14 protein-coding genes are annotated in these 17,484 nt (G+C 69.9%); 12 read left to right on the top strand and 2 right to left on the bottom strand.

Annotation, left to right across the window (positions count from 1 at the left end):
• Positions 1-226: 226 nt before the first annotated feature.
• The 7 genes from glgA to glgX are packed head-to-tail and all read left to right on the top strand — an operon-like array spanning position 227 to position 12,356.
• Positions 227-1,753, top strand: coding sequence for a glycogen synthase GlgA (gene glgA / locus LRM18_RS03895; protein WP_270951333.1), 1,527 nt, complete (start codon positions 227-229; stop codon positions 1,751-1,753).
• Positions 1,750-3,984, top strand: a complete 2,235-nt coding sequence (locus LRM18_RS03890) for a 1,4-alpha-glucan branching enzyme (protein ID WP_270951331.1) — start codon at positions 1,750-1,752, stop codon at positions 3,982-3,984. The genes glgA and LRM18_RS03890 overlap by 4 nt, the downstream gene beginning before the upstream one ends.
• The gene (gene treZ / locus LRM18_RS03885; protein WP_270951329.1) at positions 3,981-5,699 is read left to right on the top strand and encodes a malto-oligosyltrehalose trehalohydrolase; all 1,719 of its coding nucleotides are present in this window, start codon (positions 3,981-3,983) and stop codon (positions 5,697-5,699) included. Before LRM18_RS03890 ends, treZ begins: the two co-directional genes overlap by 4 nt.
• On the top strand, positions 5,696-7,540 hold the full coding sequence (locus tag LRM18_RS03880) for a 4-alpha-glucanotransferase (protein WP_270951327.1): 1,845 nt from the start codon (positions 5,696-5,698) through the stop codon (positions 7,538-7,540). Before treZ ends, LRM18_RS03880 begins: the two co-directional genes overlap by 4 nt.
• Positions 7,537-10,110 carry a malto-oligosyltrehalose synthase gene (gene treY / locus LRM18_RS03875; RefSeq protein WP_270951325.1) on the top strand — a complete coding sequence of 858 codons (2,574 nt, stop codon included), beginning with the start codon at positions 7,537-7,539 and terminating at the stop codon, positions 10,108-10,110. Before LRM18_RS03880 ends, treY begins: the two co-directional genes overlap by 4 nt.
• Positions 10,079-10,249 (top strand): DUF2934 domain-containing protein, encoded by a 171-nt coding sequence (locus LRM18_RS03870; RefSeq protein WP_074725295.1) that lies wholly within the window; start codon positions 10,079-10,081, stop codon positions 10,247-10,249. Before treY ends, LRM18_RS03870 begins: the two co-directional genes overlap by 32 nt.
• Complete coding sequence (gene glgX, locus LRM18_RS03865; RefSeq protein WP_053463038.1) at positions 10,236-12,356, top strand: glycogen debranching protein GlgX; 2,121 nt, start codon at positions 10,236-10,238, stop codon at positions 12,354-12,356. Before LRM18_RS03870 ends, glgX begins: the two co-directional genes overlap by 14 nt.
• 70 nt (positions 12,357-12,426) lie before the next feature.
• Here glgX and LRM18_RS03860 read toward each other — a convergent pair whose 3' ends face one another.
• Together LRM18_RS03860 and LRM18_RS03855 are read right to left on the bottom strand one after the other, a co-directional pair.
• Positions 12,427-12,741, bottom strand: coding sequence for an AzlD family protein (locus tag LRM18_RS03860; protein ID WP_057493297.1), 315 nt, complete (start codon positions 12,739-12,741; stop codon positions 12,427-12,429).
• A complete protein-coding gene (locus tag LRM18_RS03855; RefSeq protein ID WP_049468526.1) occupies positions 12,738-13,469 on the bottom strand; it encodes an AzlC family ABC transporter permease in 732 nt (243 codons plus the stop codon). The genes LRM18_RS03860 and LRM18_RS03855 overlap by 4 nt, the downstream gene beginning before the upstream one ends.
• Before the next feature lie 125 nt (positions 13,470-13,594).
• Here LRM18_RS03855 and LRM18_RS03850 point away from each other — a divergent pair, with 125 nt between their 5' ends.
• The 5 genes from LRM18_RS03850 to LRM18_RS03830 all read left to right on the top strand — a co-directional run bounded on the left by LRM18_RS03850 (position 13,595) and on the right by LRM18_RS03830 (position 17,423).
• Positions 13,595-14,059 carry an Lrp/AsnC family transcriptional regulator gene (locus LRM18_RS03850; RefSeq protein ID WP_049468528.1) on the top strand — a complete coding sequence of 155 codons (465 nt, stop codon included), beginning with the start codon at positions 13,595-13,597 and terminating at the stop codon, positions 14,057-14,059.
• A gap of 476 nt (positions 14,060-14,535) precedes the next feature.
• A complete protein-coding gene (locus tag LRM18_RS03845) occupies positions 14,536-15,216 on the top strand; it encodes an STN domain-containing protein (protein WP_329849286.1) in 681 nt (226 codons plus the stop codon).
• A gap of 16 nt (positions 15,217-15,232) precedes the next feature.
• Positions 15,233-15,763 (top strand): sigma-70 family RNA polymerase sigma factor, encoded by a 531-nt coding sequence (locus tag LRM18_RS03840; protein WP_049466488.1) that lies wholly within the window; start codon positions 15,233-15,235, stop codon positions 15,761-15,763.
• Between the two features lie 69 nt (positions 15,764-15,832).
• Positions 15,833-16,813, top strand: a complete 981-nt coding sequence (locus tag LRM18_RS03835) for a DUF4880 domain-containing protein (RefSeq protein ID WP_270951317.1) — start codon at positions 15,833-15,835, stop codon at positions 16,811-16,813.
• 58 nt (positions 16,814-16,871) lie between these two features.
• Positions 16,872-17,423: a transposase gene (locus LRM18_RS03830; RefSeq protein WP_270951316.1), complete on the top strand. Its 552-nt coding sequence runs from the start codon at positions 16,872-16,874 to the stop codon at positions 17,421-17,423.
• Positions 17,424-17,484 lie beyond the last annotated feature (61 nt).

The raw sequence follows: 17,484 nt of genomic DNA, 5'->3' as shown, positions 1-17,484 counted from the left end.
AGAGGCGCGGGCGGCGGGCGGGCGCGCGTCATGTGTACTGAGCTCATGACGCCTTGTCACAAAGAAATCGCCATGGCTTCACGGTTGGTTGATCGCATGGAGGGCTATTGTCCTGTTGAGCCTCTCGCTGGCGTCCCCCACGTCCTGCGTCGACTTCCTTCCCAGCCTCAGCGCCCGTCCGGGCGCCGCTGGCGTCTGTCTGCCTGAAGCATCCGAGATCATCCCCATGGCCCGCGCCGCCCAGTCCGCTTCACCCGTTGCGATCTCTCCCGTCACGCCCGTGCCGATCGGCACCCGCCGCGGCCACTCGCAACCGTTGGATCTGCCGGAACTGGTGCAGCGCGTGTTGTTCGTTGCCACCGAGATGGCGGACTTCGTCAAGGCCGGTGGCCTGGGCGACGTCGCTGCGGCCCTGCCGCGTGCGGTGCGCGGTGCGTGTGATTCGCGCGTGCTGCTGCCCGGCTACCCGGAGGTACTGCAGCGCCTGCCACAGCTGCAGCGGGTGGGGCAGGTCAGCGCACGGGCCGGCCTGCCGGCGTGCACGATCGGCATGGCGGTGCAGGCCGACGGCCTTCCGATCTACGTCCTGCTGTCGCCCGAGCTGTACGAACGTGAGGGTTCGCCCTACGTGGACGGGCAGGGGCAGGAGTGGAAGGACAACGCGGTTCGATTCGCCACGCTTTCGCATGCGGCGGCGGAGATTGCGGCCGGGCGTGCCGGGCTGGACTGGTCGCCGCAGCTGCTGCACCTGAATGACTGGCCGGTGGCCATGGCGGCCGCCTACGTGCGTTGGGGCCGGACGGCCGTGCCGACCCTGCTGACGATCCACAACCTGGCTTACCAGGGGCTGTTCCCCTACGCGCTTGCGCCGGTGCTGGGCGTGCCGGCCGAACACCTGGATGAACTGCACTTCCACGGGCAGATGTCGTTCCTGCAGGGCGGCATCACCAATGCCACGCGGCTGAACACGGTCAGCCTGCGCTACGCGCAGCAGATCACCGCCCCGGATGACGGCTGCGGGCTGCATGACCTGTTGGCGCGTCGCGCAGCCGGCGGGCACTTGAGTGGCATCGTCAACGGCATCGACGCCAGCTGGGACCCGCGCCGCGACATCCATCTCAAGGCCCACTTCGGCATTGGCGAGTGGACCGGGCGCGCCACCAACGCCCATGCGGTGCGCAAGGCGTTCGGGCTGGCGCCGTCGACCGGGCCGCTGTTCGCGGTGGTCTCGCGGCTGGTGCACCAGAAGGGCCTGGACATCACCTGCGACGTGGCGCCACAGATCGTGGCGGCCGGCGGCCAGCTGGTCATCATCGGCGGTGGCGAGCCGCAGGTGGAAGCGCAGGTGCAGGCGCTGGCCCGGCGCTACCCGGGGCGGGTGGGCGCCTTCATCGGGTTCGAGGAAGCGCTGGCCCGCCAGATGTTTGCCGGCGCCGATTTCCTGCTGATGCCTTCACGCTTCGAACCCTGCGGGTTGAGCCAGATGTACGCGCAGCGCTTCGGCTGCCTGCCCATCGCACACGCGACCGGCGGGCTGGTGGATACCGTGGAGGACGGCGTGACCGGTTTCCTGTTCCATGGCGCCAATGCCGATGGCCTGCGCCGCTGCGTGGAACGGGCGATGCGCACCTTCCGCCTGCCGGGGCTGCTGCAGGCCATGCGCCGCGCGGCCATGCTGCGGCCAGGTGGCTGGGATGCGGCGGGGCGCGCCTACCTGGCGTTGTACCAGCAGACCTGCCAGGTGGCCGCATGAGCCACGACAGCCTGCATCTGGCCGCCCTGGAGGATGAAACCATCGCGGAGGCGGGATTGGAGCAGCGTGTCGCGCCGGCGCTGGAGGACCTGGTCCATGCACGCCCGGCCGATGCATTCGCCTGGCTGGGCCCGCATCGCCAGCCAGAAGGCGGACGCCAGCTGCGCGTGCTGGTGCCGCACGCGCAGCGCGTCGAGGTGGTTGCAGGCGACGGGCGGCGCTGGGACCTGTCCCCCGGCCCGTTGCCCGGCCTGTTCGAGGGCGCGGCCGGCGACGCGGCGATACCGCTGCTTGCCCTGCATTTCGAACAGGGCGTGGAGCAGGTGCACGATGCCTATGCGTTCGGTCCACTGTTGGACGAAGCCCTGCTGCAGCGGTTCCATGCCGGTGATGCCGATGCGGCGCGGCAGCTGGGTGCGGTGCCGACGCAGGTGCAGGGCATTGCGGGCGTGCGCTTCGCGGTGTGGGCGCCCAATGCCCGGCGGGTCGCCGTGGTTGGCGATTTCAACGGGTGGGACGGCCGACGCCATCCGATGCGGCTGCGTCACACCGCCGGCGTGTGGGAGCTGTTCCTGCCGGGCGTGCAGGCCGGTGCCCGCTACAAATTCCGCATCGTCGGCGCCGACGGCCGGGTGATGCCCGACAAGTTCGATCCGATGGCGCGCTGGGCCGAGCTGCCACCGGCGACCGCATCGCGGGTGCCTTCGGCTGTGCCGATGCAGTGGCACGATGAGGCATGGTTGGCGGCCCGCCGCCAGGCCGGAACCCGCGCACCCCTGTCGATCTACGAAGTGCATGCGGGCTCCTGGCAGCGCAGCGACGACGGTGCGCCGCTGGACTGGGATACCCTGGCCGACCGGTTGATCCCGTACGTGGCCGGGCTGGGCTTCACCCATATCGAACTGTTGCCGGTCAGCGAGCATCCTTTCGGCGGTTCCTGGGGCTATCAGCCGCTGGGGATCTACGCGCCGACGGCGCGCCACGGCACGCCGCAGGCCTTCGCGCGCTTCGTGGACCGCTGCCATCAGGCCGGCATCGGGGTGATCGTGGACTGGGTGAGCGCGCACTTCCCCAACGATGCCCATGGCCTGGCCGGGTTCGATGGGACCGCGCTGTACGAGCACGCCGACCCGCGCGAAGGCGTGCACGCCGACTGGGACACGCTGATCTACAACTATGGCCGCAACGAAGTGGCTGCCTACCTGATCGGCAGTGCGCTGGAGTGGGTGGAGCGCTTCCATATCGACGGCCTGCGCGTGGACGCAGTGGCGTCGATGCTGTACCGGGACTACAGCCGTGCCGAGGGGGAGTGGATACCCAACGAGCAGGGCGGACGCGAGAACCTGCAGGCGGTCGCGTTCCTGCGGCGGATGAACCAGACGCTGCGCGAGCGCTTTCCGGACGTGCTGGTGATCGCCGAGGAATCCACTGCGTGGCCGGGGGTGACCGCGCCGGTGGAGGAGGGTGGGCTTGGCTTCACCCACAAATGGAACATGGGCTGGATGCACGACACCCTGCAGTATATGGGGCGCGACCCGATCCATCGCCCGCATCACCACAGCGAGATCAGCTTCGGCCTGGTCTACGCCTTCTCCGAACGGTTCGTGCTGCCGCTGTCCCACGACGAGGTGGTGCACGGCAAGGGGGCGCTGCTGGCCAAGATGGCCGGCGAGCCAGCGCAGCGGCTGGCCCAGCTGCGCGCGTACTACGGCTTCATGTGGGCGCACCCGGGCAGCAAACTGCTGTTCATGGGCGGTGAGTTCGGCCAGGGCCACGAATGGTCGCACGATGCGGCGCTGGACTGGGCACAGGCAGCCAGCAACGAGGGCCAGGGCCTGTCGCGCCTGGTGGGCGACCTCAACAACGTGCTCCGCGCCGAACCTGCGTTGCATCGCGACGAGCGCGACGAGCGGGGTTTCGACTGGAGCGTGGCCGATGACAACCGCAACAGCGTTTACGCGTTCATCCGCCGGGATCCTGCCGGCAGCGGCCGCACCCTGCTGGTGGTGAGCAACTTCACCCCGGTGCGGCGCGAGGGCTACCGGGTCGGCGTGCCGCAACCGGGGCGTTGGAGCGAACGGCTCAACACCGACAGCGCGTACTACGGCGGCGGCAATAGCGGCAACCTTGGAGCAGTGCATACCGAGCCGCGGCCGATGCATGGCCACGCCCAGTCGCTGCTGCTCACGCTGCCGCCGCTGTCCACGCTGTACCTGCAGGTTGATGCATGACGACAGTCGCGCCGCGCCTGGGCGCATGGCCTGTGGCCGGTGGCGGGGTGGAGTTCCGGGTATGGGCACCGGACGCAGTCGCGATGGCGCTGTGCCTGCACGGCACGCAGCGACCGATGCAACGCGACCCGGACGGCTGCCACTGGCTGCGAACGCCAGCATCGCACGGCGACCGGTACCGGTTCCGCCTGCCTTCCGGCCAGGAGGTGCCTGACCCGGCCTCGCGCTGGCAGCCGGACGGCCTCGACGGCGACAGCGCGGTGGTGCTGGATACGGGGGCAGCGCGGCCTGCCTGGCACGGGCATGCCTGGCAGGACCTGGTGATCTACGAAGTGCATATCGAAGCGGGCGGCGGCTTCGCTGCGCTGGCTGCGCAGCTGCCGCTGCTGGCGGCGCTGGGCGTTACCGCCATCGAACTGATGCCGGTCGCGCAGTTTCCCGGGCAGCGCAACTGGGGCTACGACGGCGTGTTCCCGTATGCGCCGGCCCATGCCTACGGCGGGCCGGCAGCGCTGAGAACCTTCATCGAGGCGGCGCACGATGCAGGGCTGTCGGTGCTGCTGGATGTGGTCTACAACCACTTCGGACCGCAGGGCAACCACTTGCGCGATTACGCGCGCGGGTTCTTCCGTGACGATCGCAGCACGCCGTGGGGCGAGGCCATCGACTTCCGCCAGCCCTGGGTGCGGCGCTTCTTCATCGACAATGCGCTGATGTGGCTGCGCGACTATGGCGTCGACGGACTGCGCCTGGATGCGGTGCACGCCATTGACGATGACCGTTTCCTGCAGCAGCTGGCCGACGAGGTACGTGCGGTGGCCCCGCACGCGCACCTGGTGCTGGAGAACGAACGCAACCAGGCGCGGTGGCTGCGCGGCGCCTACCAGGGACAGTGGAACGATGACTTCCACAATGCGCTGCACGTGATGCTGACCGGCGAGCAGGAGGGCTATTACGCGGCCTATGCCGGTCGCGCCGAAGCACTGCTGGCCCGCTGCCTGGCCGAGGGATTCGCCTGGCAGGGCGAGCCGGACCTGCGCGGCGATCCCCGCGGCGAACCCAGCGCCGACCTGTCGCCCGCGCGTTTTGTGGTATTCGCGCAGAACCATGACCAGGTGGGCAACCGCGCTTTCGGCGAGCGCCTGTCGATGCTGACCGATCCTGCGCCGCTGCGCGCGGCGCTGGCACTGACCCTGCTGACGCCGATGATCCCGCTGCTGTTCATGGGCGAACCGTGGCAGGTGCAATCGCCCTTCCTGTTCTTCACCGACTACGCGCCGCCGCTGGACGAGGCGGTGCGTGAAGGGCGTCGCCGTGAGTTCTCCGGTTTCAGCGCCTTTGCCGACGCCGCCGCGCGCGCGCGTATTCCGGACCCGAACGATGCGGCGACCCTGCAGGCGTCGTACACGCCGCCGCCTGGCGATGATCCCTGGTCGCAGCACTGGCTGCGCTGCACGGGTGAGTTCCTCGGCCTGCGCAGGCGCTATCTGCAGCCGGGCCTGCTGCAGGCGCGGTCGCTGGGCGCGCGCGTGCTGGGCCAAGGCGCGGTGCAGGCGGGCTGGCAGTTGCCCTCGGGCCAATGGTGGATCGCGATCAACGTGGGCCCTGTGCCGGTGGCGCATGCGGTGCCGCCCGGCGACTGCGTCGTGGGTCCGGACGCGGCCGGGATGCTGCCGGCAGGCGGCGGCGTGCTGGCCTGCTGGATCGCCGCATGAGCACGGATGCAGCGGTGCGCGAAACGGCCCGCCGTGCGGGCCTGCTGGTCCGCTGGACCGACGTGGCCGGTGCCGCGCGCGAGGTCGCGCCGGACGTGCTGCGCGCCGTGCTGGAGGGGCTGCAGTGCGAGGCGGTGCCCGAGTACGCTGGCCTGCGCACGGCCTGCTGCGGACAGCTGCTGGCGATGCCGGAGGCAGCCGGCGCAGCGTGCTGGGTGGATGAGCAGGGCGCAGTGCTGCCCGCCCGTGCCGATGCGCAGGGCCGCTGGCGCGTGCCGGCGCAGCCGGGTTACTGGCAGTGGCGCCGGGGCGACCGGCAACAGGCGGTTGCGGTGGCGCCACAGCGTGCCTGGTGGCCGCGGGGCACGCTGCGCAGCTGGGGCCTGTCGGCGCAGGTGTACAGCCTGCGCGCCCCTGGCGATGCCGGCATCGGTGACAGTGCCGGCTGTGCACGGTGGAGCGAGCTGCTGCACCGGCATGGCGGCGACGCACTGGCGTTGAGCCCGCTGCACGCCGGCTTGCCACCGGGCCCGGGCTACAGCCCCTATTCGCCCAGCGACCGGCGCTGGCTCGACCCGCTGCAGGTCTCCCTGCCGCAGGTGCTGCCCGAGGCTGCCCACAGCGTGCTGGGCGGGGACGAGGCGCTGGCGGCGGCGGTGGAAGCGGGGACTGCCGCACGTCGCATCGACTGGCCGCACTCGGCGGCAGTGAAGTGGCGCTGGATACGGCAGGTTCGCCACTGGATTGCAGCGCAGGCACCGGCGCAGCACGCGCAGATCGAAACCTGGCGTGCCATGCAGGGCGATCCGCTGCGGGACTATTGCCAGCATGCCGCCGACCGGTTCACCGGCAGCGCGGACGACCATGCGTTTGCGCAGTGGGTGGCACGGCAGGGCTGGGCGCAGGTGCACGCCACGCTGCGCGACCAGGGCGCCTCGATCGGGTTGATTGCCGACCTGGCCGTGGGCTGCGCGCCGCAGGGCGTGGAGGCACGCACCGGCGGGGCTGATCTGCTGCAGGGACTTGAGCTGGGTGCACCGCCCGATGCGTTCAATCCGCTCGGCCAGGCCTGGGGCATCACCAGCTGGTCACCGATGGCGCTGCAGCGGGAGGGCTTCGCACCCTACCTCCGCGTGCTGCGCGCCGTGATGGCCGACCGCGGCGGCCTGCGCATCGATCACATCCTGGGCCTGCTGCGGCTGTGGGTGCTGCCCCGTGGCGCGGGCGCCGGGCAGGGGGTGTACCTGCGCTATCCATTCGATGATCTGATCAACCTGCTGGTGCTGGAGTCCTGGCGGCATCGCTGCGTGCTGATCGGCGAAGACCTGGGCGTGGTTCCGCCGGGCATGCGCCAGCGGCTGGCAGCCCGGGGCATTCTGGGCATCGAGGTCCTGCCGTTTGCCCGCAACGGCGCGCGCTTCCTGCCGGCGCCGCAGTGGCGCCGCGATGCAGTGGCGATGCCCTCCACCCATGACCTGCCGCCGCTGGCCGGCTGGCTGCGCGGGCGTGACCTGCGCTGGCGTGCACGCCTGGGCGAGCTGGCGGATCTGCCAGCGGCACTGCGCGCGCGCGCCAGCGACGCGCAGGCACTGTCTGCAGCAGCCGGCGGCGAGGGTGCGCCGCTGGACGCCAGGGCGCTGTCACTGGTCGCCCACTCGGCGTCCCGGCTGGCGTTGCTGCCGCTGGAAGACGCGCTGGGCGGTCGCGCACAGGTGAACCTGCCAGGTACCGTCGACGGCCATCCCAACTGGCGCCGCCGCCTGCCGCCGACGTGGGATGTTGACGCTGTCGATGCGCGCGTGGCGCGCCTGAGTGCCACGCGCCGCAGGACCGGGCAATGACGGGGTTGCGTGCCACCGCGCGCCTGCAGCTGCACGCAGGCTTCGACCTGGGGGCGGCTGCCGCGCAGGTGCCGTACTACGCCGCGCTGGGCGTCAGCCACCTTTACCTGTCACCGATCGCTGCGGCGGTGCCCGGGTCGACGCATGGCTACGATGGCATCGACCCGGCTCGCATCAATCCGGAACTGGGCGGTGAAGCGGGCTTCAGGCAGCTGGCGGAAGTGACGCGCGCGCATGGCATGGGCCTGATCCTGGACATCGTGCCCAACCATCTGGCGGCGTCCCCGCACAGCCCGTGGTGGAGCGATGTGCTGATGCACGGGCCACGAAGCCCGCACGCAGCATGGTTTGATATCGACTGGGAGGCGCCGGGCTGCGAGGGCCGGCTCTGGCTGCCTGTACTGGACCGGCCGTTGCACGACGCCGTGCGCGACGGCGTGGTGCGCGTGGTGGTGGACAACGCGCGGCCCGTGCTGCGCCACCATGGGCTGGCATTGCCGCTGTCGCCGCGCAGCCATCCGCTGGAGCCCGCGCAGTGGCCGGCGTGGGCCGAGCGCTGCAATCGCAGCGTTGAACGGTTGCATACGCTGCTGCAGCGTCAGCACTACCGGCTGGCCTGGTGGCGCACGGCCGGCGATCAGGTGAACTACCGGCGCTTTTTCGATATCAACGAACTGGCCGCGCTGCGGGTGGAGCGCGAGGATGTGTTCGACGCAGTGCATGCGCTGCCGCTGCGGCTGGTACGCGAGGGATGGGTGGACGGCCTGCGCATAGACCACGTGGATGGCCTGTCCTCCCCGGGCGCGTACCTACAGCGCCTGCGTCAATCGCTCGACGCCGCCTGCGCGGCCGGCGGTCGTGAGCCGCAGGCCGTCAGCCTGCATGTGGAGAAGATACTGGCCGAGGGCGAGCAGCTGCCCGACGACTGGGCCTGCGACGGCACCACCGGCTATGACTTCATGGACCAGGCCGGTGCCTGGTTGCACGACCCGGCGGCAGCACCCGCGCTTTCGCGCACGTGGCAGGCGCTGGGCGGTGACCCGCGCAGCTTCGACCGGATCCAGCAGGACGCCCGCGCCATGTTGCTGCGCCAGGGCCTTCATGCCGACTTCCAGCGGTTGCTGCGCAGCGCGCAGCAGGTCCTGCAGCCACGGCTGGCCGAAGCCGATATCGGAGTGGCTGCGCTGGCCCGTGCATTGGCTTCAGTGCTGGGGCACTACCGCACCTACCGGCCCTATTCGCTGCAGGAGGCGGGTGAACGAAAGGCACTGGCCGACGCCAGCGCTGCAGCGCGCCAAGCGCTGGACGGTGCGGCTCGCGCGGCGCTGGACCTGCTGCTGGCAGTGCTTCCCGGCGAGGCGCAGGCCGAGCGCGCACTGCGTGTGCGTTTCGGTCAACTGGCCGCGCCGTTGAATGCCAAGTCGGTGGAAGACACCGGGTTCTATCGCTATTTCAGGTTGCTCTCGCGCAACGAAGTCGGCAGTGATCCGCAGCGGCTGGGCATGCAGGGGCGCGCGCTGCTGGAACAGGCCACGGTGCGCCTGCGTCGCCATCCCAGGGCATTGCTGGCGCTGGCCACCCACGATCACAAGCGGGGCGCGGACAGCCGGGCGCGACTGGCGGTGCTCAGCACCTGCCCGAAGGAGTGGCAGGACGCAGTCCAGTGCTGGCGCCGGATGGCGGCCACGGCCGGCATGCCGGTGCCGCTGCCGGGTGCTGAGGCGTACGCGCTGTGGCAGGCCCTCGTGGCGGCGTGGCCGATGCACGGTGCCCCTGGCGCCGACTTCGCCTCGAGGATGGTGCAGTGGCTGACCAAGGCATTGCGCGAGGGCAAGCGGGTCAGCAGCTGGTCTGACCCCAACGTGGCTGCAGAAGAGACCGCCGCGCAGTGGCTGCACGCGCTGCTTGACGCAGCGCCCCTGCAGCCGGTGCGCGAGGCGCTGGCGACCTTCGTGGCACGCATCGCGCCGGCAGGCGCCTGCAACGGCCTGGCGCAGCTGTGCCTGCAGCACTGCCTGCCCGGCGTGCCCGACCTTTATCAGGGCGGGGAAGGCTGGGACCTGAGCCTGGTGGACCCGGACAACCGGCGTGCCGTGGACTATCCGGCGCGGCAGGCCTGGCTGCGCGACAGGCGCGCGTGGCCGGCGCTGCTGGAGGACTGGCACGACGGTGGCATCAAGGCATTCCTGCTGCGGCAACTGCTGGATTGCCGCCGCACGCACCCGCACCTGTTCCTGCGCGGCCAGCTGCAGCCGTTGTCGGTGCCCGCGCGCGCGCCGTGGCTGGCGTTCACGCGCAGCCACGAGGCACAGGTGCTGCTGGTGATCGTGCGGCGGGGTTCGCCCACGGCGATGCCCGGTCCCGGCCTGCACGCCGTGCACGACGTCGGCACCGGCGTGGCGCTGCGCGGGCTGCCGGCAGGCCCCATGCGCAACCTCCTGGACGGGCGCATCGAACATTTCAACGCAACCGCAGACGTGGGCAGGCTTCTGGCTGGCAGCCCGCTGGCGATATGGATCAACGAGGAGACAGGTAGGGATGGACAGCAGGGAACGACGGCAGCGGATTGAGGCACTGGCCCACCAGATCTGGGAAGCCGAGGGGCGCCCGGACGACCAGCAGCAGCGGCACTGGCACATGGCCGAGCGGCTGGTGGAGGCCGAGATCGCCGCAGCACGTGGCGAGGAGGAAAACGATGGCCAGCCGTAAATGGGCGCAGACCTCGCGCGTGCGCGAAGGGCGGCCCTTCCCGCTGGGGGCGACCTGGGACGGGCTGGGCGTGAACTTCGCGCTGTACTCGCGGCATGCCACCCGGGTCGAACTCTGCCTGTTCGACGCGCGCAACCGCGAAGTGGAACGCATCGCGCTGCCGGAGTACACCAATGAGATCTGGCATGGCTACCTGCCCGATGTGCGGCCCGGGCAGCGCTACGGCTACCGGGTGCATGGCCCGTATGCGCCGGAGGAAGGCCATCGCTTCAACCCCAACAAGCTGTTGCTGGACCCCTACGCCAAGCAGATCGTCGGCGAACTGAAATGGGCGCCGCACCTGTTCGGCTACACCCTTGGCCATCGCGATGGCGACCTCAGTTTCGACCGCCGCGACAGCGCCGGCTACATGCCGCGCTGCGCCGTGATCGATCCGGCCTTCAGCTGGGGCGCCGAACGTGCGCCGGCCACGCCCTGGGACCGCAGCGTGATCTACGAAGCGCACGTGCGCGGGCTGACCATGCAGCATCCCGCCGTCCCGCTGGCCGAGCGCGGCACGTTCTCCGCGCTGCGCCATGACGCGCTGGTCGATCATCTCAGCGACCTCGGCGTAACCGCCATCGAGCTGCTGCCCGTGCATGCCTATGTGGATGACCAGCAGCTGCTCGAGCGCGGCCTGCGCAACTACTGGGGGTACAACACCATCGGCTTCTTCGCGCCGCAACCGCGCTACCTGTCGCTGGGTACGGTGGCCGAGTTCAAGCAGATGGTCGCGCGGCTGCACAACGCCGGCATCGAGGTGATCCTGGACGTGGTCTACAACCACACCGCCGAGGGCAACGAGCTGGGCCCCACGCTGTCGTTCAAGGGCATCGACAACGCCAGCTACTACCGCCTGGCCGATGATCGCCGCTATTACATCAACGATACCGGCACCGGCAACACGTTCGACCTGACCAACGCCGGCGCGCTCCGCATGGTGATGGACTCGCTGCGCTACTGGGTGACCGAGATGCGGGTGGACGGGTTCCGTTTCGACCTGGCCACCATCCTCGGCCGTGAGCGGCATGGCTTCGATGCGTCGGGCAGCTTCCTTGACGCCGTGCGCCAGGACCCGATCCTGAGCCAGGTGAAGCTGATTGCCGAGCCATGGGACATCGGCCCGGGGGGCTACCAGCTGGGCCAGTTCCCGCCGGGGTGGGCGGAATGGAACGACCGCTTCCGCGATACGGTGCGCGCGCTGTGGCGCGGAGATGGCGGGCAGCTGCCGGAATTCGCTACCCGCTTCACCGGGTCGGCCGACCTGTTCGATCACCATGGCCGGCGACCCTCGGCCAGCATCAACCTGGTGACCGCACACGACGGCTTCACCCTGCATGACCTGGTGAGCTACAACGATCGCCACAACGAAGCCAACGGCGAAGACAACCGTGATGGCCATTCGCACAACCTCTCCAGCAACCATGGGGTGGAGGGCGATACCGATGATCCGGCGATCCTGTCGGTGCGTGCGCGGCAGATGCGCAACCTGCTGGCCACGCTGCTGCTGGCACAGGGGACGCCGATGCTGCTGGCCGGCGATGAGTTCGGGCATTCGCAGCAGGGCAACAACAACGCCTACTGCCAGGACAATCCACTGAGCTGGATCGATTGGGAGCGTGCCGCGCAGCCGGCGGCGCAGGCGCAGGTGGCGTTCGTGCGGCGCGCGCTGTCGCTGCGGCGGCGCTACGGCCTGCTGCGCAGGAACCGGTTCCTGCGCGGTGAATACGATGAAGCGCTCGGCCTGCGTGATATCGACTGGCGGCACCCTGATGGCCGCGCGATGGAGGCGGCGGACTGGCACGATCCGGCGCTGCGGGCGCTGCTGATCATCCTGGACGGTCGCAGCCCCGACAGCGGCCTGCGCGAGCCGGGGCGGCATGTCAGCCTTGCACTGCTGCTGAATGCCGGCGACCAGCCGCAGCAGTTCCGGGTCTCGGACGAGGCGTTGTCGTTCCGGCGCGTACTGCTGCAGACCGATGAGACGCCGGTGGAGCCGGACGAGGCGGGCAGCTGGACCCTGCCGCCGCGCAGCCTGTGCCTGCTGGCGGCCAGCAGCAGCGCCTGACGGCAGCGCGCGTACAGGGCGTGCTGCGATGACTGGCCAGCGCCGGGCCTTTGCCCGGCGCACCACGCAGTCAGCCCATCAGGTAGCGCAGCAGGCCGGCCGAGGCGACGCCGATCAGCACCGTCGGCAGCATCGACAGCCGGGTGGCGGCCAGCAGGGTGATCGCCAGCGCGGCCAGGTCGGCGGGTTGGTCGGCGACGAAGTCCGGGGCGATCACCGAGATCAGCACGCAGCCCGGCGCGGCTTCCATCACCGTCACCGCGCGCTTGCTCAACGTGCGGTTGCGCAGCGCGAGGAAGCCGACGATGCGGGTCAGGTAGGTGGCGGCAGCCATCAGCACGATGGTCAGCACCGAGGTCCAGTGGATCAGCCCGTTGAACATCATGCCGCATCCTCCGCCAGCAGCCAGGCCGCCGCCAGGCCCGCGAGCGCGCCGCTGGCCACGTACCATGCACCCGGGATCAGCAGGTAGGTGGCTGCGGCCACCACCAGGCTGACCAGCCACGGCCGCGCCGCTTTCATGCCCTGCCACATGCCGCGCAGCAGCACCAGGAACACGGCAGGGAAGGCCATGTCGAAACCATAGGCATGGATGTCGCCCAGCAGCGGGCCGACGATCGCGCCCAGCGCGGTGCAGGCGACCCAGACGGTGTAGAGGCCCGCCGAGACGCCCAGGTAATAGGCCAGGCTGAATCCAAGGGCACGGCGGCGCGCATCGGCCACGCCCATCGCCCAGCTTTCATCGCACATGAAGAACAGGGCCGGCAGGACCCGGCGGCGCGGCAGGTGCTGCAGCAACGGGGCCAGGCTGGCGCCCATCAGCAGGTGGCGGCTGTTGACCAGCGCGGTGATTGCCACGATCAACGCGATGTGCGGCGGCGAGGTCCACAGTTCGACGGCGGCGAACTCCGAGCCGCCAGCGAAGTTGAGCCCGGTCATCAGCGGTACTTCCAGCGCGCTCAGGCCCTTCTGGGCCGCCTGGGCGCCGAGCACCAGGGCGAATGGGATGAAGCCGATCATCACCGGCACGGCGGCACGCAGGCCGCGCAGGAATTCGGCGCGCGGCGCGGTGTCGCAGGTATCGGGCAGGGGCAGGGAAGTTCGGGCGTCCATGGAGGGCACAACGGGGTGGGGTGCTCCATGCTAACGGGCCAACCACGAAATCGGGTTGCGTTGATGCCACTTGATTCGGGATGATTGAAATTTCCTGCGGCCATGTGCCGCCAAGGTGGAATTGCATGCAGTACCAGCTCGACAGCCTTGATCGACGCATCCTCGACGCCCTGCAGTGTGATGGCCGCCTGCAGAACCTGGAGCTGGCGCGACGGGTCGGGCTGTCACCGTCGGCGTGCCTGCGCCGGGTGCGGCTGCTGGAGGAGGGCGGTTACATCGACCGCTACGTGGCGCTGTTGAACGCGGCCAAGGTGGGCCGTGGCTTCACAGTGTTCGTGCGGGTGTGGCTGCGCGGGCAGGACGAGGACACCACCAACCACTTCATCAACAGCATCAAGTCGTTCCCGGAAGTGCTGGAATGCCATCTGATGGCGGGTGACTGCGATTTCCTGCTGCGGGTGGCGGTGGCCGATCTTGATGCCTACCGTCAGTTCCAGATGCAGCACCTGAACCGGATTGCCGGCGTGCAGAACACCAAGACCGAGATTCCGATGCAGCGGATCAAGCAGACGACCCAGCTGCCGCTGTGACGGATGGTGGTGCGGCCGGGTTGCACCCGGCACCCGCAGGTAGTGCCGGCCGCTGGCCGGCAACCTCAGGAGCAACAGCAACAGCGATGCTCCCTGGGGCGGCGGGGCGGTATGGCCAGGCAGGACACGCCGTAAACCCTTCCTTGGGGGCTCGATGGCGCCATCCATGGCGCCAACGGTCCTGCCTGGCCATACCGCCCCGCCGGCTGACAGCTTCCCGCGATCTGTCCGGGTCGGATCCCGTTGCTTCGCAACGGGCTCTGACCCCAAGGGCAGATGATCATGTCTGCTCGAGTCATTGATTCCTGATGGGTGATCGGCTTCACAGAGCCTGCCTCGACGTCCGGCCGTGGGCGGCGGTCATCGCAATGACATGTGGCCCGGGTACGGTTTGAGCCCGCTTGCGGGTCGCGCGCGGGCCGGGTTTCCGGCCGCGCGGTGCGTCCACTGCAGCTGCTGTCGCTGCCGAGGGTCACGTGTTCTACGTCAGGGGGCTGAATGGACACCATGCGGTCAGAACTTGGAAGGTGGCGATCGCCGCATGGCTGCTGCTGTCCTCTGCCGCTGCGGCGCAGGACGCTGTTCATGCCTACGACATCCCGGCGCAGCCGCTGGAACAGGCGGTCGAGCGCTTCAGCGTCATCAGCGGGTGGTCGGTGATGTACCCGGGCGACCTTGCCGCCGGGCGCAGCAGCTATCCGCTGCACGCCAACCTGCCGCCGCTGCCGGCACTGCGGGTGCTGTTGCAGGACTCCGGTATCGAGGCCGAGGTGATCGGCGAGCAGCGTGTGGTGCTGCGCCGGGGCACGCCCTTGGCGACCGGCCCCGATGTTGGTGCTGAACTCCCCCAGGCCGAACGTCGGCGTCGCTACGGCGACCTGCAGCAGCGCCTGCGTGCGGCGTTCTGTGACGACCCGGAGATCGCGCCCGGCCGCTACGCCGCCACGCTGCGCTTCCGCATCGACCGCGAAGGCCACGTGCGCGAGCCCGCGTTGCTGTCCGGCAGTGGCAGTGATCGCCGCGATGCACGCCTGCTGCAGGCGATGCAGGGCCTGGAGCTGGCGACCGGGGCCGCGGCGCTGCCCCAACCGGTGACGCTGCAGATCCGTCCTTCCGGCACCGGCCACGATTGTGGCGGTCGCTCGCCCCTTCCATGACTTCAAGGATTCGAACATGAGCAACGGTACGGCTGGGGCAGTTGACCTGATGGACCACCTGGTGGGTGCCTACGACGAGCTGAAGCGCCGGCTGGCGCGCAAGCTGGGCTCGGAGGAGCTGGCCGGCGATGCGCTGCAGGACACCTGGATGCGCCTGAGCGCGCGTCGCGACCGCCTGGACGCGGTGCAGAACCCCGCGGCCTATCTGCTGCGCATGGCGATGAATACCGTGATCGACCGCCAACGTGCCGACCACCGCCTGCTCAGCCTGGAAGAAGTGGAAACACTGATGGACATGGCCGACCCGGCACCGGGCCCGGCGCAGGCGGCCGAACTGGACTTCGCGCTGGAGGACATGGTCGGCCTGCTGCAGCGCATGCCCGAGCGTCGCCGCCGCATCCTGCTGGCGATCCGCGTCGACGGCCTGCAGCAGCGCGACGTCGCCGACCACCTGGGGGTGTCGCTGCGGCTGGTGCAGCGTGAGCTGAAGGCGGCCCAGGACTACCTGGCCGAACGCAGCGGGCAGGGGCGCCAGGTGCGGTTCTGAACGGCGGCATCCGTCTACACTTTGACGCCGAGCAGAACCCCGCAGCGTGCGGGTCCGGCATGAGCCCCCATGGATCCTGACGATCGCCCGCAACGCCCGCTGGATGCCGTCGAGCGCCAGGCGCATGCATGGGTGGTGCGGCTGACCTCGGGCGAGGCAACCGCGGCCGACGGGCGAAGCTTCCGCGCGTGGTGCGAGGCTGATCCCCGTCATCGCGAAGCATTCGGCCGTGCGCGCCGGCAATGGGAGCAGGTACGCCTGGCCGGCGAGCAGCTGCCTGCCGCTGCACGCCAACCGCTCGCGCCGACGCCGACCCAGCGCTGGAGCCGTCGCGCCTTCCTGGGCGCGGCGATTGCCGCCCCCGCCAGCCTGGCAGTGGTGGCGGCGATCCGTCCGCCGTTGGGGCTGTGGCCCTCGGTGACGGCGATGACGGCCGATTTCCACACCGGCACCGGTGAGCGGCTGCAGATCGCGCCTTCGCCGCAGCTGAAGATCGAACTGGATACGCAGAGCAGCCTGCGCCGACGCGTGGACGCGCAGGGCGAGGGTTTCGAGCTGGTGCAGGGCCAGGCCGCGATCAAAACCGGGGCCGGCCTGCGCCTGGCACTGTTCGCCGGCCCGGGCTGCGTGATTGCTGATGAAGGCGCGGTGCGCCTGGACGTGCGCAACACCCACGGCCGGGTGCAGGTGACCTGCCTGCAGGGCAGCGCCCGCATCGAGCACCCGCAGGGCCGCCTGCAACTGCAGGCGGGGCAGCAGACCCGCTACGACGAGCGCCTCAGTGGCGTGGTGGCCGAGGCCGTCGCTGCCGAGGTGAGTGCCTGGACCGAGGGCATGCTGGTGTTCCGCCGCGCACCGCTGCGCGAGGTGGTGGACGAGATCAACCGCTATCGCCGCGGCAAGGTGCTGCTGGGTGAGTCGGCGTTGGCGCGCGCGCCGGTGAGCGGACGCTTCCGCATCGATGATCCGGACGCGGCGCTGGAGCAGCTGCGCCTGACCCTGTCGCTGGATCTGCGTCGCTTTCCCGGTGGCATCGCCGTCCTTGGATAGATGAAGGCGCGGGCCGTGCGCGCCGCGCAGGGCCGTTGCAAGCAAGGAGAAGCCTGGGGTGCGCAACGAGACCATCGGTGTGCTGGATCTGCGTCGCAATCTGTCGGCGCTGCTGGAAACCACCCAACGGCGCCCCCTGATGGTGCACCGCTATGGCTCGCCTTGGGTGTGCGTGGTGTCCGATGCGCAGTGGCAGCAACAGAGGGTGCTGCTGGAATTCGATCCGCAGTCGCATCCGCTGGCGATGCTCCTGCGGCTGCAGCAGCTGCTGCTGCCCCTGGCTGAGACCGGAGCGCTGCCGCCCGCGGCGCTGGCACGTGCCCTGCTGCTGATGGACATGCATGGCCTCGACAGCGTTGCGCAACTGCATGAGCAGGTGCGGCACCATCGGCTGTGGCACTGGTTCGTGGCGGGCGGCGACGGGGTGATGGATGGCTGGCAGCTGCTGGCCGTGCGCAGTGCGATGGCGTCGTGGTGCGATGACGTGGACATGACCGATGCCCTGGTTGCCTTCGCTGCGCGCAGCGACGTGGCGGTACTGGCGCGCCGTTGTGGCGGTGAGGCACCGCGGATGCAGCGCGAAGCCTGCAGGCGCATGACGCTGCGATGACGCTGCCGATGAAACACCACGCAGCGCACAGCGCTGCAATTGCGCTGTCGCTTCACCTGCC

The organism is Stenotrophomonas sp. PI_27, assembly GCF_027854495.1.
GTDB classification, from domain to species: Bacteria; Pseudomonadota; Gammaproteobacteria; order Xanthomonadales; family Xanthomonadaceae; genus Stenotrophomonas; species Stenotrophomonas pavanii.
This window is presented reverse-complemented; position numbering and strand designations above follow the sequence as displayed.

Excerpts from the sequence above, each read along its gene's own strand:
- glgX (WP_053463038.1), top strand. The coding sequence starts at position 10,236 with ATGGCCAGCCGTAAATGGGCGCAGACCTCGCGCGTGCGCGAAGGGCGG.
- LRM18_RS03855 (WP_049468526.1), bottom strand. The coding sequence starts at position 13,469 with ATGGACGCCCGAACTTCCCTGCCCCTGCCCGATACCTGCGACACCGCG.
- glgA (WP_270951333.1), top strand. The coding sequence starts at position 227 with ATGGCCCGCGCCGCCCAGTCCGCTTCACCCGTTGCGATCTCTCCCGTC.
- LRM18_RS03860 (WP_057493297.1), bottom strand. The coding sequence starts at position 12,741 with ATGATGTTCAACGGGCTGATCCACTGGACCTCGGTGCTGACCATCGTG.
- LRM18_RS03840 (WP_049466488.1), top strand. The coding sequence starts at position 15,233 with ATGAGCAACGGTACGGCTGGGGCAGTTGACCTGATGGACCACCTGGTG.
- LRM18_RS03835 (WP_270951317.1), top strand. The coding sequence starts at position 15,833 with ATGGATCCTGACGATCGCCCGCAACGCCCGCTGGATGCCGTCGAGCGC.
- treY (WP_270951325.1), top strand. The coding sequence starts at position 7,537 with ATGACGGGGTTGCGTGCCACCGCGCGCCTGCAGCTGCACGCAGGCTTC.
- LRM18_RS03850 (WP_049468528.1), top strand. The coding sequence starts at position 13,595 with ATGCAGTACCAGCTCGACAGCCTTGATCGACGCATCCTCGACGCCCTG.
- treZ (WP_270951329.1), top strand. The coding sequence starts at position 3,981 with ATGACGACAGTCGCGCCGCGCCTGGGCGCATGGCCTGTGGCCGGTGGC.
- LRM18_RS03870 (WP_074725295.1), top strand. The coding sequence starts at position 10,079 with ATGGACAGCAGGGAACGACGGCAGCGGATTGAGGCACTGGCCCACCAG.
- LRM18_RS03880 (WP_270951327.1), top strand. The coding sequence starts at position 5,696 with ATGAGCACGGATGCAGCGGTGCGCGAAACGGCCCGCCGTGCGGGCCTG.
- LRM18_RS03890 (WP_270951331.1), top strand. The coding sequence starts at position 1,750 with ATGAGCCACGACAGCCTGCATCTGGCCGCCCTGGAGGATGAAACCATC.